Raw genomic sequence first — 16,930 nt, 5'->3', positions numbered from 1 at the left:
GGAATTATTTTTGGTTTTTTAGAACTGTTTGAGTGAAAATTTCAGTAAATAGTGCTGCACCGCTAGGATTTAAATGAAAACAGTTTACAAAATGAGAATCCTCTTTCATGGCATTTGAAAAATCATATAGTTCTGGAATTTTCATTTTTAATTTTCGAATATAATCCAAGTTTTTGGTGTGCCTACAAAATGGAGCACAAAAGAAAACAATTTTGATATTATAGGCGCGGGCGAATTGTTTTATTTTTTCGAAATATTCGTTTCTCTTTTTTATTCTCAAGGGAAGCGAACGATGATCTAGATGAATATTATTGTCTGGTAAAGACTGTAAAGGATTAAATCCTCGATTATTCATTACTTGCGTTTTTTTGCCTATCGCGTTGGCTACCAATTCACGAAATCCTATTTTTTGATCTTGGTCAAGATACCTGTAAAAAGGGACATAATAATAAGCATCAGGTTTACCCAAATAATCCAAGTAATAGTTTTTAGCTGCAGTTGTTTCGTTTATAAAGGGAGCCATTTCATAAGGTAAATTAATTGAGTTACCTGACATTTCAAAGCTATAATCTATTTGAATAAATACAGTATCCGCTTTAATATCATATTCGTGAATAACTGCTAACAAACTATAAATATCTGCAAGTTTAGCCGCTTGAAAACCTGCATTCACAACTGACTTTTTAGTCATTTTTTCTATTATTGCCGGGTCAATTCCGTTATCAACTCTAGAAGAACCCAAAAAAATATAATTGACTTTGGTATTGGCTAAACTTCGTAAATATTGAAATTTAGTGCGCGGTCCTGCTTGCTTATAAATAGTGGTAAAACCAACATCTAGCACTGCTGCTAGTACTAAACCCAATAATAGGAAAACACCAATAAAAACACCAAATTTCCTCATACCACAGGATTTATACTTTTGCGAGTTTGCCTTCTTGTTCTAGTAGTATTCCAGAAATGCCTTCCCATATTTTTTGAGAAGCTTGTGTAGGTGTTGTTCCTGCAACAATGGCATACCATTTTTCACATTCGCTTACATTGGAAAGCTTATCTGTTATTATTTTTTCTACCAAACCTTCTAAATCCGCTTTATTGGTGCAGAAAACGGCGGCTTCTAAACTTGGCATGTTGCGGAAATGGACGTATTTGTAATTTTGACCAATGTCACGAATCCCTTTTTTAAGCTGTGGTTGTTCGTAATTAAAATAGATACATGGCTTTTGATGGGCAACAAAATCAAAAACAGTTGATGAACAAACGTTGGTTACCAGTTCGGTGTGTGCACAAATATTGTGCAATAGCGCCAGATCTTCCTTTGTGGGTAAAATTTCATTCCAATTGGTTCCCATTGGTTTCCACAACGGGTCAATTGCCATAATCAAATCATTATTTTCTGCCAATACTGCATCGTATCGCGTAGTGGTGTCTACGGGACATTTCCGATAAATTATACCTAAATTGTGCCCTTTAGCATTTAAGCTTCGAACGGCATTAGCCAAATCTTCTAAATAATACTGGTCTAATGGAGAAGTAGTTTCGTCATCACCAGAATAACAAATGTATTTTTTGGAAAGATCTAAATTGTAAGTAGCAAAAAATTCTTCTTTGGTTTGCATTAATTCCACATCATAGTGCGGTTCAAATTGTGGGGTGCCCGTTACGATAACTTGTCGCTCACTAATAAAAGGATAGTATTTTAAAACCTCATTTTTCATTAACTTACTCCAAACGAAATAATAGTCAGTTTCTACCACTTGCATAGCTTTGGGTACATTGTCCCACGAATACACAAAAGAGACCGTTGGTATCCCTAAATCTTGTGCAGCTAATAAGGCACTGATGGATTGTGTCGCACGTTGTGTGGTACAAAAAACCAAATCAGGTTGGTGCGCTTGCAATTGCGCATTGCAATACTTGTATTTTTCGGTAGCACGCTCTAAACTATTGATGCGTTTGCGAATACGAACGATTCCTTTTTCTGAGGAATTTAATCCAATCATCACTTTCGTAAAAACCGTGATCAAAGTATTTTTGATTCCGTTGTAGCTAAAAGGAAATTTATAGGTAGGATACACGTCATCGTTGAATTTTTTACGAGATACATTCAACTCAATATGCTTTCGTATTCGGGCATAAATGGGAGTTAACCTGCTGATGCGATGGTTTTCGATTTTTACTTCCTTGAAGCCTAATTCTTTTTCTAAAGAAAAAACAGTGTTGTTCCAATATACAATATCAAAACCTTTTTGCTCACCCAAAGTTTTGAATTGGGTAAAAGCAAAGTTTCGTAATCCTACTCCATCCGGAAAAAATACAAATATTTTTTTACTCATGCATGCTTGGTTTATATTCGTACACGACCAAGTGTACTACTTTTTTTGAATGCTACAAACCTACAGCTTTTTCTGCTGATGCCATTTAGTTTGGGTACAAAAAATGTAAAGCCAATCGAAGAGCATGGGTTGTTTATTGGCTACGGTAGTTGTTAGTGCATGAAAATACCGCTTCTCGATACACTTTTGCTTCGCTGCGCTACGCAAAAGCACTCGAAGTGACGGTGGAACTAAATTTACATGCCGCTACACTTCGTCAAAGCAATCTAAATGACGTTACAATGCATCGTCAGTTCGAGTGTTTTAAATAGAAGCGCGATAGCTTTTTTGTTTAAAATGTATCGAGAACAGAACTGCAGGCAAGACGACTTCTCGATTCACTTTTGTTTAGCTGCGCTACTCAAAAGCACTCGAAGTGACGTTAAAATACGTCGTCAGTTCGAGTGTTTTAAACAAAAACGCGATAGCTTTTTTGTTTAAAATGTACCGAGAATAGTATTGCAAACAAGACGACTTCTCGATACATTTTTGCTTCGCTGCGCTACTCAAAACCACTCGAAGTGACGGCTAAAAGACACTTTTATTTTGCTGCGATACTCGAAGTGACGGGAACTGCTTCTGCGACCATGATATTCATTACGAGCGCTTTAAACAAAAATTTGTCAGCTTTTTTGTTTGAAATTTATCGAGAACAGTACTACTAACAAGACAACTTCTCGATACATTTTTGCTCCGTTTCTCTACACAAAAGCACTCGAAGTGACGTTAATACATCGTCAGTTCGAGTGTTTTAAACAAAAACGCGATAGCTTTTTTGTTTAAAATGTATCGAGAACAGTAGTGGAAAAAACACTCATTAAATAAAATCTTAAAACTTCTTTTTAGCCAAATTGGGCAAGGCATCAAAATCACCATTTATGAGTGCTTCTTTTTTCGCACGAGACCACTTTTTGATTTGTTTTTCTTTTTCAATGGCTATATTTATATCTGTAAATTCAGCATAAAAAACGAGTTCTAGTGGGATGCGCTTAGCGGTATAGCAGTCAGGATAAAAACCAGATTCATGTTTCATCATCCTAGCATCCAAATTACTAGTTACTCCTGTGTAATAAGTTTCATCTGAACATTTTAAGATATAGACATAAGATACTTTCATCCCTAGCTTTATTTTTAAAAGTTATTTCTACCTCTTGATACGCCGCGCTACTCGAAGCGACTGGAACTACTTTTTCATTTTTGATCGTAAGTGCGACTTCTCGATACACTTTTGTTTCGCTGCGCTACCCAAAAGCACTCGAAGTGACGTTACAATACGTCGTCAGTTCGAGTGCTTTTTAAAATAGTGCGCTAGCTGTATTTTAAAAAGTATATCGAGAACAGTATTGCAAAAAAGACGACTTCTAGATACACTTTTGCTTCGCTGCGCTACTCAAAAGAACTCGAAGTGACGGTAAAAAGACACTTTTGTTTCGCTGCGCTACTCGAGGTGACGGGAACTACAACTTAGAACTTGAGCGTCAGTTCAAGTGTTTTAAAAAAAAATGCGATAGCTTTTTTATTTAAAATGTATCGAGAACAGTACTGCAAGCAAGACGACTTCTGGATACGCTTTTGTTACACTGCGCTACTCGAAGTATCTGGAACTGCTTTTCCCATCTTGATCGTCAGTTCGAGTGTTTTAAACAAAAATACGATAGTTTTTTTGTTTTAAATGTATCGAGAACAGTACTACAAACAAGGTGACTTCTCGATACACTTTTGTTTCGCTGCGCTACTCAAAAGCACTCGAAGTGACGGTTAAAAGACATTTTTGTTTTGTTGCACGACGTAAAAACACTCGAAGTGACGAGAATATATTTTAGCCGTTTACGACTTTCTGTTTTTTAATTTATCGCGCTGTACTTGCTCTATTGGCAATATATCGGTTGATTTGAATGCCAATGCGCTGTGCACTGCATGCAAATCTCGTGCAAGTTTACGCAAGCCCATAGGCTCTAAAGAGGCTGCATGATCGGTACCTTTCCAAGTTCGGTCAATAGTGTAGTGACGTTCTATGATATTCGCCCCAAGTGTATATGCTGCTACATCAACTGCAATACCTAAATGATGACCTGAAAAACCAATGTGCTTTACTTTGTCACCGTACTTTTGCTGAAGCAAGTTGATATCCAACAAGCATACATCTTGAAAAGGTACTGGATAGCCTGAAGTACAGTTGTACAACACCAAATCTTTATTACGACCTTTCTCGATAAAGTAGTTTACTAAAGTGTCCGCTTCATCTTTTGTAGTCATTCCTGTGGAGATGTGAATTTCTCCCTGATAATGATCACACAACCAGGCTAACATGTCGTAATTGTTATTACAAGCTGATGGAATTTTAATAAATTCTGGGTTTAAAGAAGCAATTTCTGTAGCAGAAGTAGTGTCCCAAACTGAAGTAGAATAGGTAATCCCAATCGATTCGCAGTACTCTTTCAACTCACGATGCTGCTCAACATCGAATTCTAGAAACTCGCGGTGTGCGCCATAAGTATCTCCGTAAGAGTTAGAGGCATTGGGGTGCGGCGCATTGTATTGCTCCTCGGTCAATAATTCTTTGTTATTTCTTTTTTGAAACTTCACCGCATCTACATTGCAGAAAATTTTAGCAATCTTGATTAGTTCCTTGGCTATTTCCATATCGCCTTTGTGGTTGCAACCAATTTCGGCAATCACATATGGCTTTTTATAATTACTCATATCTCTTGTTGTACTTTATAATCGTTTCACATACCTCTCTTATTGCACCAGCACCTGAGGCTGATCCGAGAACAAAATCGGCATGCTGTTTTATTGTTGATGTTGCATTAGCTGGAGCAAAAGAGAGTCCGACTGAACACATATTCGTTAAATCGTTTACATCATCGCCCATGTAAGCCACAGCTCCAAAACTACTATTTTTACTTGCAAGAACTTGTTTCAAAAAAGAATATTTATCCTTAACACCCAAAAAAGTAGCTTCAATTTGTAATTTTTTCATTCGTTGCGCCACCAACTCTGAATTTTCAGAGGTTAATACGAGTACCTCAACCGCATGCTGACGTAGTATTTCGAGTCCCATACCATCGCGCATGTCAAATTGTTTGGCTAGCTCTCCACTTTTATCATAATAAACGGAACCATCGGTAAACACGCCATCTACATCTAATACGAGATGGTCAATCCTTTGGTTTTGTTTTCTCCTTTTTTGGCGTTCTATCAACAAATCTTCAACTATAAGCCAATCAGTAGGACTGTCTATTTCAGTATAACTGTTTTCCTCCATTGTTACCAGACCTACTGCCCCACTCAAACGGCTTTTTGATTCTATGAATGCCAATTTCGTGCTAGCATAAACGGCGCCATTCTCGACTAACAAACCATTGAAGTCTTGTCTTCTTGGACGGTGATTGAAATCGTAATTTTGAGGTGTTCCATCAGTATTCCAAATAAAACGATGCGTTTTTACCACCGTCAAGGCACTGTCTTTTTGTTGTTCAACAAGCTGTTGCAAAACTGCATTGATATCGTGAGCCTCTGTAAAAGGCGAAGTTGCTTGCAATAAACATATGATATCGTAATCGTGATTGATTTTTTCTGAAAACTCCAACATAGCGCTTTCAGTCGATGCGGTATCAGTAGCATTTTCATCCACTCGTAATAGTACTTTTACTTTAGGAGTCCAACGGTATTCGCGCTCCACAAAATCAATTACTTCTTGATCATCTGTGAATACATACACCTCATCAAGCTCCGAAAAAATAGCAGCCGTAATCACCCATGTAAACAACGGGCGACCGACCATTTTCTTTTTATTTTTTCCTGGGATTCCCTTCGAATTTTTTCGAAGTGGAATAAGTCCTATTTTTTTCATTTTAGCTAAGTATCTTTTCTTTTGATTATCAATCAACTCAACGAGAATTCCAAATTTTTAGAATATCATTTTCAATTCTATAAATTTAGCTTTTCGATCATAAGTGTAATTATACGGATTATTTCGATGAAATTGCACAATCTGTCCTAGAATCAACGAATTTATTAACTCTAATTCTAGTTCATCACAAGTTCTGTTTACTAGTCGGTTCTTAATTTTGTTTTTCCATTTTTCCTTAACCCCAAGTAAAACAATTTTTAAATGAAGGCTTTCATCTTTAAAATTATGCAACTGTGACAAAACTGCATTCACTTTTTTAACTGAATTTGTTATTTGAAGCGAATTATCAAATGTGGCGTTGTTCAATTTTTGATACAAAAACTCTTCAGCTAATAAACCCCAAGGTTGTTTTTGATTTACAATTAATCGCTTTGTGGTCTTGGTAAGCTGCAAATATTCGTGATTAATTTGTTCTAAACCGATGTGAAATGGATGTTTACTTTTCTTATTGCGATATTGTTTGGCGTGCCACTGGTGCTTAATGATACAATCTGAATCATAAAATTTGATTGCATAGCCGAGCAACTGCATCCTAACATGCATATCTGTATCTTCGGCACCCCAACCATGATAAAACTCATCAAAACCGTTTATACTTTGTATAGCAGAAGTAGGAAATAATGTAGTACCTGTAACCTCTGGACTACCTTTAAAATCAACGGTATAGTCTTCAAAAGATTTATTTAAAAGAGATTCTTGTTGGGCTAAAAAGCCGTATTGAAAATACCAAACTTGTTGGTCATTCATTAAAGTATGAACTGTATTAATAAAATGTGGTGCAAAAATTAAATCGACATCACCTACTAAAAAATAGGGTGTAGTTGTTTGTTTCAATGCAATATTAATGGCTCGACTTTTATTCCACAGCTGTCCGTTTACCGGGCATAGAATCAGTTTAATTTTTGGATACGCTTGCATTGCTTCTTTTAAAGCCACTACATATTCTGAGTCACTACCATAGTCTACAAAAAACAACTCGAAAGCATCATTGGTTTGATTCAAGAGCGAATCCAAACATTTTTTTACAATTCGAAAATCGCGATTGCGATTGGTTAATACAAGTGTGACCATTAATTATTTATTGTCTTTTTGAATCAAAGATATCATTATACATTTTAATAATATTGTTTTTAAGCATCGCACGATCGTATCGTTGCTTAATCAATTCAATATTGTAATCCATTGCACTACTAATTAAATCGACATCAAGCAAAGCACTTTCAATTTGATTTGCAATTGCGGCTGTATCCAATGGATCTTGAATTAAAAATCCATTTTTACCCTCAGAAATCACCTCTTCGGAAACACCTCCTGGATTAGATTGAATAGGGAAAGCACCCATGCCCATTGCTTCAAGTAAAGCATTTGGCATTCCATCTGATACACTGTTGCCAATGTGTAGCACTGCTTTTCCCATTATTTGTAAAAGCTTTTCATTGGCCAAAAACTGACCTCGAGGGATAACTTTACAAGGCAATGATTGAAAAATTAAGTCAATTTTTATAGTCTGAACAATTGTTTCATCAGCGCTGTATACGAACAACTCATAGGGAGATAAAAGTTCTTTGTTTACCATTTTCAATGCTTGTAGAACAACATGCGCTTTTCCTACCCCATCATCATAACCTTTAACAATAATTTGATTGCGGTATTCTCTCGTTTTTATATAATCGTGCTTAATGGCTATTCCTCCATTACCAGGATACACCCCAAGAAAAGTATTTGAGAAACCTAAAGCTTTTGCAATTTCATGATCTCGATGGCAATCAGTGATTAAATAATTTACTCTTTGTAAAAATTGACATACACGTTCTTGCGAAACGCCTAATGCTTTGAAGTAATACAAATCACTGCCCCAAGAAGAATACACTAAAGTAATTGAACCATATTTTTGCAATACCTTAATCAAGGGTAAGCCCGTTAAGCGCATTTCAAAACAATGAATTACATCAGGCTTAAACTGATCGATCAATTTTTCAAAAACTACTGCTATGTCTTTTTCATTGAATCTGGCGAGCCATTGAGAAATTTTTGGGTAATGCATTTTGATGGTTTGCCGAAATGGAAAATCCCATCTCAATTTCCAACCTTTAATTTGATGTACCCATTGAATACGCTGCACCAAAGCTCCACCATCTGAAGCATCAAGCCACATTACTTCATGCCCGCTTTTTCCCAATTGGTTTACCCATTGAAAAAAATGATGATTCGGGATAGACACCATAAGGATTTTCATTAGGAGCTTAAAATTTTTTGATATGATTCATTAAATTTTTCTATACCAAAATGTTCCTGAGCATATAAAAACGAATTATACGATAAATCATTTCTGTATTTTATGTTCTCAACTATTTGATAAATTTTAGTACAAAATTCTGCCACAATTTTTTTTTCATCAAATTCATTAATCAAGATACCATTCTCATTATTTGTAATATGTTCACTAATCCCTTCCAATTGAGTTGAAATGGCTATAACACCATGAGACATTGCCTCCATTATCACTAAAGGAAATCCTTCATATATCGAAGGTAAGAGAACTACATTTAGTTCTTTGTATAATTGGTTTAAAATGGATTTATCTGTTATTTCTCCCAAAAACTCAACACCTGCTTCTAAAATAATATCTAAATTACTTCTCATTCCCGTTCCCGCCATTACAAAAGAAATAAAAGGGTATTTGCTTTTTACTCTTTTGGCTATTTCTAAAAAAAGTAAAGGACGTTTCTCAAAACACCACCGTCCTATAAAACCTATTTTAAATACGGATTCTTGCTTTTGGCAATACGTATCATTATCAAGTTCTATTCCGTTGCCAATAATTTTTATGGTGTTATGATAGTTATAATCCACTTTATTTTTATGATAGTATTTTAAAATATCTTGTTTAGCTGCATCATTGATCACTATTCTATGATTTATATATGGGATTGAATTAATGATTTGGTTTTCACGACTGTCATTTTCAAAAAAATTGTGGAACAAATCGATTCTTGCTATTTTATCAGAGATAAACGGAAGTAGATTGTAAAAATAAACTGAGTTGCAACCAAATACTGTTTTACAATTGTTTGCTTTGTTAATAGTGTTATAAATAGTTTTATTTAACAAACTATTTACAAACGAATTACGCTTATTTAATATCGGATTTATCTCAATACATTGGGCATTAGCTTTGAACTGTTCTTGAAAGTTTTTAGTTGCTGAATTTAATGTAAAAATTACACAGACTTTTTTAGAAGCCAAAGCTTTAACTATATTTAGATGTACTTTTTCCGCACCTCCTGTATGAAAGTACGGAAAAAAACATACGATGTTCGCTTGTCTAATTTTTTTTAAGTCAAAAATAAGGAACTTCAATAAATTCCATAATCCATGAAAAAAATAAATCAGACTTTTTATTTTTGATTTCAATACAAAACAATATTTAAAAATTGAATTTTTTTTTGACTCTCAAAACCCACAACTGTTATTTTTAAAAAACAATTATTTAGCTTCCTCATTAAAACATTACATTATTTAATTTTTACAATTTCTTATCATTTTTAAATGAGTATAAAATATGACGTAGTACCTTTTTAAAATACTCTATATTCATCTTATTTTTATAAAAAATTGACTTTAAAACTTTAAATACGGCTTTTAAATATTGTTTATTTTTTAAATAATCGAATTCATCATATTCCACCCAAGAAGCATTCCATAAATGAACTGCATATGTAGATGAATCAATATATCTTTTATAGTTTTTTATATCATATTTTTTTTTATTCGGCAAAGGATAAAAGTAAGAAAAAGAATAAATAGATAAACCTCCGCTATTTTGATTTTTGTCAAATAAAAGCTGAAAATTAAACAAATCACGATATACTTGAGTTAATATTATAGGTATTGCAATCTGATTAAAATCGGTACCAGCATTAATTTTGATAAATTCATATTTAGAAAGGCATCTCTTAATAAAATCATTATTTTTTTGCGCTCCAATAATACCAGCACTAATTAAATATTTGTCTTCAACTCCAAAAAAACAATCGTCTAGAAGCAAACTATTTAGAGATTTGATTATCATCATATCAGTATCTAAATAAATCCCACCATTAACAAGCAAAACTTTTAATCTTATAAAATCAGCAACAAAAGCCCATTTTTTTAATGCATAAGCTTCTTTTACGAAAGGATGACTCAAATCGGAATTTGTTTCATTCCATTCTTTTATTTCATAATCAGGTAAATGTTGCCTCCATGACTGAATACAGTCTAATATAAGCTTTGACTTTGGTTTTTTTCCAAACCAGCAATAATGAATGACCTTTGGAATCATTAGTACAGCTTTATTTTACTTAGATTCATAGCAATTGTATCTCCAGATTCATTGAAAGTATAATAACCTTCATTTTGCAATAAGTTTAGTAGACTATTTTGCTCTATTGTATTTAGATTTACATATTCATACTTTAAAATACTGGGATGCAGTTTTTTAAAATCGATCATCTTTATAACTTCGAAATCAAAACCCTCAGTATCAACTTGTAAATAATCTATTTTGCTATGTTTGAAATTTTGATTTATAATATTCATCAAAGAATCTGCTTTTACTATTTCTTTAATAATATCATCACTTTTAATACCTGTTTTTTTATGATGTTCAAAGTCCAATGACGCTATACCTTTAACCCAATCTGGATAATTATCAACAGCAATTGGGTCTATCCTATTAATTAATATTTCTTTTTCACAAGGATGTACAGCTTTATTAATCTTAATAATTTCTGGAAAATTTTGATAATTATTTACCAATTCGTTAAAATATTCTGTAACTGGTTCTATCACCACTCCCTTCGAATTACGAACTGTAATAAAATCATATAAAAAATCAAAACTGACACCATCATTAGCACCAACTTGAACAAAATTAAATTCTTCATCCCTTTGAAAGTTATTTTCTAACACCCTTTGACTTGAAAAAATATTTCTATTTAATTGTCTCCCACGTTTGAACTTACCTAAAATTTTCGATACAAATATTAGCAATATATTTAATAAATATTTCATTTTTAATTATTTTAAAACACCGTAATTTTCATTTATAAACCCCTTAAGTGAATTTTTATTCAACTTTATAATACTAACTGTCTACTCTAATAGATTATACTTAACTAAATACTTAGATAATCTTAATCTCTTAATTTTTTTTAAAGCGTAACGCTTTCTTTTCAATTAAGTGCCACGAGCAAAATCCACAAACTATTGAAATAAAAGCAGAAACTATAATCAGACAATAGACGTCTATATAATAACAAAAAATTAGAATTTGCTGTACCGGAAAACTATAAATATAAATACCATAAGACGAGTCGCCATACTTGCCAAATGTACTAAAAAAAGGTATTGCAGTAAAGCCAATGCATAATACTAAAACAGGAAAAAATAAATGTTTGATCAAACTATAATTTCCAAAATAAAGGGCGAGGATCAGGATAATAAAACTTAAGACCAAAAGAGTAACTGAAACCAACTTTTCAAATTTTATGCTTGCTAATGCACTTCCTGCTGCGAAAAAAGTACCCAAATTAAAGAATTCATATCCTTGAAGGGTTGCCAATTTTGAGGCACCAAATCGATCCATCGCAAAAACATAAAACAGATACATACAAAAGAAAACTATCCACAAGAATATGCGCACTTTATTTATTTTTTCTTTTATGAAAAACAAAAGTCCAAGAGCAATGTATAAACTAAATTCATAGCGAATAGTCCACAAGGAACCATTTATGGCATGGTAATAATTGGTATTAAACACGCCAGCAACAGTCGATTGAAAACCAAATAAACTAAGATTTCGTGGCAAATAGGTATAAAAATCTACTTGTTTAAAAATTGTATTCCCAGCTCGATGTAACAAAGGTAAAAGACAAACTGTAATAATTAGAACAACTAATAATCCTGGAAATACTCGTAAAATTCGTTTTTTAAAATAGTCATGCAACGAACGACTGCGTTCTAAACTTTGAAAAATAAAATACCCACTGATTACAAAAAAACCATTAAGTCCAATACTCGCCCAATTTATTTGATGGTTCGTTATTTTACTTAGCCATTGTGAAGTTTCACCTAAACCTGTTAAGGCGTACGAGTGCGACACTACGACAAAAATGGCAAATAAAAAGCGTAAAAAATCAAAATTATTGGCTTTAAAAACTCGATCTACTTTCAAAATTTCTTGGATTTATTACTTATAAAATGCAGTAAAAAGTAAAACCGCTTGCTATGGTAGTAACAATCTATGAAAAACTGCTTACCACTGTTCCATATTCCGCCAACAAATCCTTTCCAAGCCATAGCTGAGGTAACCTCTTGATGCCACAATTGGTAATTGCCTACCACATCATTTTTGAATCTAAAAAACAATTGTTTGGGAGTTCGCTTGATTTCATAACTAAAAATAACAGGAGCAAATTCAATGTCGTACCCATGACTTAGTACCCGTACAGTCCATTCTTTATCTTCAAAAGTAGCGACGTCTTCTCGAAAAGGATGTCTAGCCCAAACTGTTTTACTAAAAGCTGAACCTGAAAATATCAAGCCCGATTTGTTAGGGTCTATAATAGCCGAGATGTTATTGATATAATTGCGGTAATCGTTGACGCTATGCAAACAACGCAAGCCTGCCAAATTGGGATTACTATTAAATTTTGCTTGAATGACCTTAAAAAAATCTGGACTAACCGGGTACGAATGTGCACTAAACATAACTACTATAGGATGCTGCGCTGCATTGGCACACACATTGGCACTGCCGCCAAAACTAAAATTAGAGATCGATACCAAGCGCGCCCCAAATTGTTTTGCAACAGCGTGACTTTCGTCAGTAGACAAATGATCTACTACAACAATTTCAGAAATGTCCGCACTGTAGCGCTCTGTTAGATTTTTTAACAAAAAAGACAAAGCCGAAGCTTGATTTTTATTTCTGATGACTACTGAAATCATATTCTTTTATTTTGAAAACAATGCTTCCATTAATCGAAATGGTTTTGTAATTAACTTCCCAATTTTGTATTCTAACGAATTTTTAGAACGATCGTGTCCCTTTTTCTGAACTTTTAATTCAAAAAAAAGAACCTCCATGCAATTATTAAAATCTTCAATATAAAGTTCTTTGTGCTTGGTGAAAATATATCGTTTTATATCCTCCGCATGTGAATCAATTGTTTGCATTAACATTGATTGCTTTGCTTTGCGATAATAGAATAAAAATTCAGGAATAATTTTATAGGACCAACCTCTCTTTGTTACATTGAGCCAAAACTCCCAATCTTCAAATCCCTTTTTCATTGTTTCATCATATCCCTCAGCTTCTGACCAACATTCTTTCCTATACAATGAAGTAGCTACTAACTGATTCACATAATGCAAATAAATCGTTCGGTCTCCTTGCGGTTTCAATTCATAAAAAAAATCTGCTATACTTTTTTTGAAAAAACGAGTGTAACAGGACACAATTCCCAACTCTGGATTTTGCTCTAACACGGGAACTGCTTTTGTCAAATAATCAGCATCCAAAATATCATCAGCATCCAATGGTAATATAAATTTCCCTAAACTTAACGCAATACCTTCGTTTCTCGCACTTGATAACCCCCCGTTTTCTTTCTTTAAATATTTAAAGCGACTGTCTTTTTCAAGCCATCGTCTAGCTATTTCCTCGGTATTATCGGGGCTGCCATCATTCACAATAATACATTCCCAATAGGGATAGGTTTGGTGCAGCACCGATTGCAGCGAATCTTTTAAAAAATTCGCTTGCTTGAAGCAAGGTACTATTATGGAAACTATTGGACTCATCTTCTGTAAAATATTTTTTTTATTGCTCGCAAAGGTTTCAAAATATTTACCCCAATTGTATAATCTATGGAATTCTTTGCTTTATGAACACTATTCCTCAAAAGTGAATTTTGACGTAATAAAGCACCAATATAAAAATCAAAATGCTCGAGATACACTTCTTTGTGTTTTAGAAAAATATAATTTCTTAATTCAAAATCATGTGTTTTTAAGGCATTTTGATCCCTAGAAACTTCTTTTACCCTGTAATTCGACAAAACTTCTGGAATAATTGTTATACTACCTCCTATTTTTAAATTTGCAATCCAAAATTCCCAATCTTCATAACCGTCCCGCATTTTTTCATCAAACCCTCCCACTGCCTTCCAATCTAATTTTCGAAAAAGAGTATTTGCACTACAATTATTGATAACAATAAAATCTTTTAGTTTCCCTCCTAAAGGTTTTGTAATCTCAATTGTTTTAGTTTTTTGAAATATGCGGTGATAACTACTTACAGCTACAACCTTTTGATCTTTGTGCAAAACAGCCACTGCTTTTTCAAAAAAAGTAGACTCATAATAATCATCGGCATCTAAATTAACTATGTAATCTGTCTGGGCCATCGCAATGCCTCGATTTCGAGCAGCACTAACCCCTTTATTTTCTTGATAAATAATTTGAACTAGAGGATTATTAATTTTGTTCAGTATTTTTTTGGTAGGTACATCTGAACCATCATCTACAATAATAATTTTTTCTGGTAATAGTGTTTGATGGTAAAGGGATTGCAATGCTTCCATGATGTACTGCCCATCATTATAACAGGGAATAATAACAGTTATATTGCTCGCTAATAATTTAGACATTATACATTTTATTAAATTTAATACACACTCGCCAAATAGGTAAATTTATCTAGTTATTTTTAAACTCATAGGCTTTCATAAAGTAATGTAGTACAAGTACTAAAACATACTACACAACATTATATCTAATCAATCTCTTACGTACTTAGCAAATTTGTACCCTCTTTTTGTTAATACTCCCAAAAGTATAATTAGTGGATAGAGAAGCCCCTTTAATCCATTTACTCTTAAAAGTAAATAGGTAGCTCCTAAAATATTATCGGGCCATTTTTGTTGAATAGCTATCTTAAAGGTTAGTATTATATAGCTTGAAAGCAACCATTTCAACAAAGGTTTTGAAGCCAAATCTTTAATATACAATGCGGTTGTATAGTATGTTTCTGCATTCATCGTATCGAAATACAATTTATCCTTTTTTGCTTTTACCACAAGTCCATCATCATGTATAAGTCTGTAAGTTAGTATTTTAGGAATCAAAAAGCCATTCTCTGTAAGTAGCAACAATTTTATATTATACTGATACTCAGTAGCTTTATCTCGAATACCACCTCTAAATTCTAATTGATTTGCAAAATAGCGTTTCACCAACAAATCATTAGTAATCCAAGCTGTTTTCCATTGCGCAAAATTGATTGCACTTATTGGGGAGTTTAATCTATCTATCTCATATGGGCGCTCTAAAAAATTTTTCCCATCAAAATTGATACAATCCGCCACAACAAAATCATAATTACCTTGCTCTAGAGCAGTAACACAATCTGCTACATGATCTGGCAACATGATATCATCACTATCAAAAAATTTAATGTATTCTCCTTTTGAAAGGGAAAAACCATAATTTCTTGAATAGTTTGCCCCCTTTTTTACAGTATCAGGACGAACTATATAATTAAATCTACGATCGGACCTAACTATCTGATTAACTATAGCTGCAGTATTATCTGTCGAACCATCGTCGATAATAATACATTCAAAATTTTGATAGGTCTGGGATGCAATAGAATTGAGTGTATTTTCTATGAGGGTTGCTCTGTTATAGGTAGCTATAATAATTGAAACTAATTTACTCATTATTTAGAATTGAATTTAAGTGTTTTTTTAATAAAGCTAAACCAGACCACAATTCGATGTCCAAGTTGATAAGAAGTACTCTCTAATACTATTTGTTTTTCTTCCTTAAGTTTATTGTTTTGTTGTACTAATTCTTTGTAAATATATCTTGCATTATCTGTATAGTCATCTTTGTATTTATCATAAATCTGCAATTTTAACTCCAAGTCATTCTTTGTAGCAGTAGTTGTTCTTGACCCTTTTATATCTGAATAATTAAACAAAATCTCCTTTACTACTCCAAAAGTGTAACCCAATTTTAATATTCGTATGTTAAGATCCCAGTCCTCGTACCCTTTACTCATAGCAGTATCGTATGCTCGCGCTCTTATCACAACTTCTTTTTTAAACAATAAACAAGAAAGTACACCATTGTTCAACAAACAAGACGAGAGCGATACCATTGGTGGGATATAAGGTTTTACTTTCCTATCTTTAACAATCCGAACATAACCACACATGATACCACCATAGGATGAGTCTTCAGAAAATTTAATTAATGCCTTTTCCACAAAAGAAGGATCAAAATAATCATCGGCATCTAATGTTAGTATATAGTCTCCCATTGCCTCTTGTATGGCAATGTTTCTAGCATAAGAGACGCCTTTATTTTCTTGGTGTATTACTTTTAGTTGCGCATAATTTGATTTTAAATGCTCTAAAAGTCTTCCCGAATTATCTGTAGATCCATCATTAACTACAATAATTTCAGACACTGGACTAGTTTGGGACACCACACTCAATATGGCTCTTTCTATTGTGGTTTCAGCGTTAAAACATGGAATTATTGCAGATACAGTCATAAATATCAAATTAACTAGGAAAATTTAACA

Annotated in this window: 16 protein-coding genes; all 16 read right to left on the bottom strand. The window is 33.3% G+C overall.

Going from position 1 to position 16,930, the window contains the following annotated elements; translation table 11 throughout:
* Positions 1-4: 4 nt before the first annotated feature.
* The 16 genes from ACXX8U_RS02265 to ACXX8U_RS02190 all read right to left on the bottom strand — a co-directional run bounded on the left by ACXX8U_RS02265 (position 5) and on the right by ACXX8U_RS02190 (position 16,900).
* A complete protein-coding gene (locus ACXX8U_RS02265; RefSeq protein WP_458564418.1) occupies positions 5-904 on the bottom strand; it encodes a hypothetical protein in 900 nt (299 codons plus the stop codon).
* Between the two features lie 10 nt (positions 905-914).
* Entirely contained in the window at positions 915-2,336 is a 1,422-nt protein-coding gene (locus tag ACXX8U_RS02260; protein ID WP_458564417.1) for a CDP-glycerol glycerophosphotransferase family protein, read from the bottom strand.
* 868 nt (positions 2,337-3,204) lie between these two features.
* On the bottom strand, positions 3,205-3,492 hold the full coding sequence (locus ACXX8U_RS02255; RefSeq protein WP_458564416.1) for a GIY-YIG nuclease family protein: 288 nt from the start codon (positions 3,490-3,492) through the stop codon (positions 3,205-3,207).
* Between the two features lie 710 nt (positions 3,493-4,202).
* Entirely contained in the window at positions 4,203-5,078 is an 876-nt protein-coding gene (locus tag ACXX8U_RS02250) for an N-acetylneuraminate synthase family protein (RefSeq protein ID WP_458564415.1), read from the bottom strand.
* Positions 5,071-6,231, bottom strand: coding sequence for a cytidylyltransferase domain-containing protein (locus tag ACXX8U_RS02245; RefSeq protein WP_458564414.1), 1,161 nt, complete (start codon positions 6,229-6,231; stop codon positions 5,071-5,073). The genes ACXX8U_RS02250 and ACXX8U_RS02245 overlap by 8 nt, the downstream gene beginning before the upstream one ends.
* Before the next feature lie 57 nt (positions 6,232-6,288).
* Positions 6,289-7,362, bottom strand: a complete 1,074-nt coding sequence (locus ACXX8U_RS02240) for a glycosyltransferase family 2 protein (protein WP_458564413.1) — start codon at positions 7,360-7,362, stop codon at positions 6,289-6,291.
* A 7-nt stretch (positions 7,363-7,369) separates the two neighbouring features.
* Positions 7,370-8,527 (bottom strand): glycosyltransferase, encoded by a 1,158-nt coding sequence (locus ACXX8U_RS02235; RefSeq protein ID WP_458564412.1) that lies wholly within the window; start codon positions 8,525-8,527, stop codon positions 7,370-7,372.
* A complete protein-coding gene (locus tag ACXX8U_RS02230; RefSeq protein ID WP_458564411.1) occupies positions 8,527-9,705 on the bottom strand; it encodes a glycosyltransferase in 1,179 nt (392 codons plus the stop codon). Before ACXX8U_RS02230 ends, ACXX8U_RS02235 begins: the two co-directional genes overlap by 1 nt.
* A gap of 112 nt (positions 9,706-9,817) precedes the next feature.
* Positions 9,818-10,615 carry a glycosyltransferase gene (locus tag ACXX8U_RS02225; protein ID WP_458564410.1) on the bottom strand — a complete coding sequence of 266 codons (798 nt, stop codon included), beginning with the start codon at positions 10,613-10,615 and terminating at the stop codon, positions 9,818-9,820.
* On the bottom strand, positions 10,615-11,346 hold the full coding sequence (locus tag ACXX8U_RS02220) for an FkbM family methyltransferase (RefSeq protein ID WP_458564409.1): 732 nt from the start codon (positions 11,344-11,346) through the stop codon (positions 10,615-10,617). The genes ACXX8U_RS02225 and ACXX8U_RS02220 overlap by 1 nt, the downstream gene beginning before the upstream one ends.
* A 130-nt stretch (positions 11,347-11,476) precedes the next feature.
* The gene (locus ACXX8U_RS02215) at positions 11,477-12,508 is read right to left on the bottom strand and encodes an acyltransferase family protein (protein WP_458564408.1); all 1,032 of its coding nucleotides are present in this window, start codon (positions 12,506-12,508) and stop codon (positions 11,477-11,479) included.
* The gene (locus tag ACXX8U_RS02210; protein ID WP_458564407.1) at positions 12,505-13,284 is read right to left on the bottom strand and encodes a glycosyltransferase family 2 protein; all 780 of its coding nucleotides are present in this window, start codon (positions 13,282-13,284) and stop codon (positions 12,505-12,507) included. Before ACXX8U_RS02210 ends, ACXX8U_RS02215 begins: the two co-directional genes overlap by 4 nt.
* A 6-nt stretch (positions 13,285-13,290) precedes the next feature.
* Positions 13,291-14,139 carry a glycosyltransferase family 2 protein gene (locus ACXX8U_RS02205; RefSeq protein ID WP_458564406.1) on the bottom strand — a complete coding sequence of 283 codons (849 nt, stop codon included), beginning with the start codon at positions 14,137-14,139 and terminating at the stop codon, positions 13,291-13,293.
* Positions 14,136-14,987, bottom strand: a complete 852-nt coding sequence (locus tag ACXX8U_RS02200) for a glycosyltransferase family A protein (RefSeq protein ID WP_458564405.1) — start codon at positions 14,985-14,987, stop codon at positions 14,136-14,138. Before ACXX8U_RS02200 ends, ACXX8U_RS02205 begins: the two co-directional genes overlap by 4 nt.
* A 129-nt stretch (positions 14,988-15,116) precedes the next feature.
* Positions 15,117-16,058, bottom strand: coding sequence for a glycosyltransferase family 2 protein (locus tag ACXX8U_RS02195; protein ID WP_458564404.1), 942 nt, complete (start codon positions 16,056-16,058; stop codon positions 15,117-15,119).
* Entirely contained in the window at positions 16,058-16,900 is an 843-nt protein-coding gene (locus ACXX8U_RS02190; RefSeq protein WP_458564403.1) for a glycosyltransferase family 2 protein, read from the bottom strand. Before ACXX8U_RS02190 ends, ACXX8U_RS02195 begins: the two co-directional genes overlap by 1 nt.
* Positions 16,901-16,930 lie beyond the last annotated feature (30 nt).

The organism is Flavobacterium sp. GNP001, assembly GCF_054343775.1.
The sequence above is the reverse complement of the archived record's forward strand: the minus strand, read 5'-3'. Positions and strand labels throughout refer to the sequence as shown.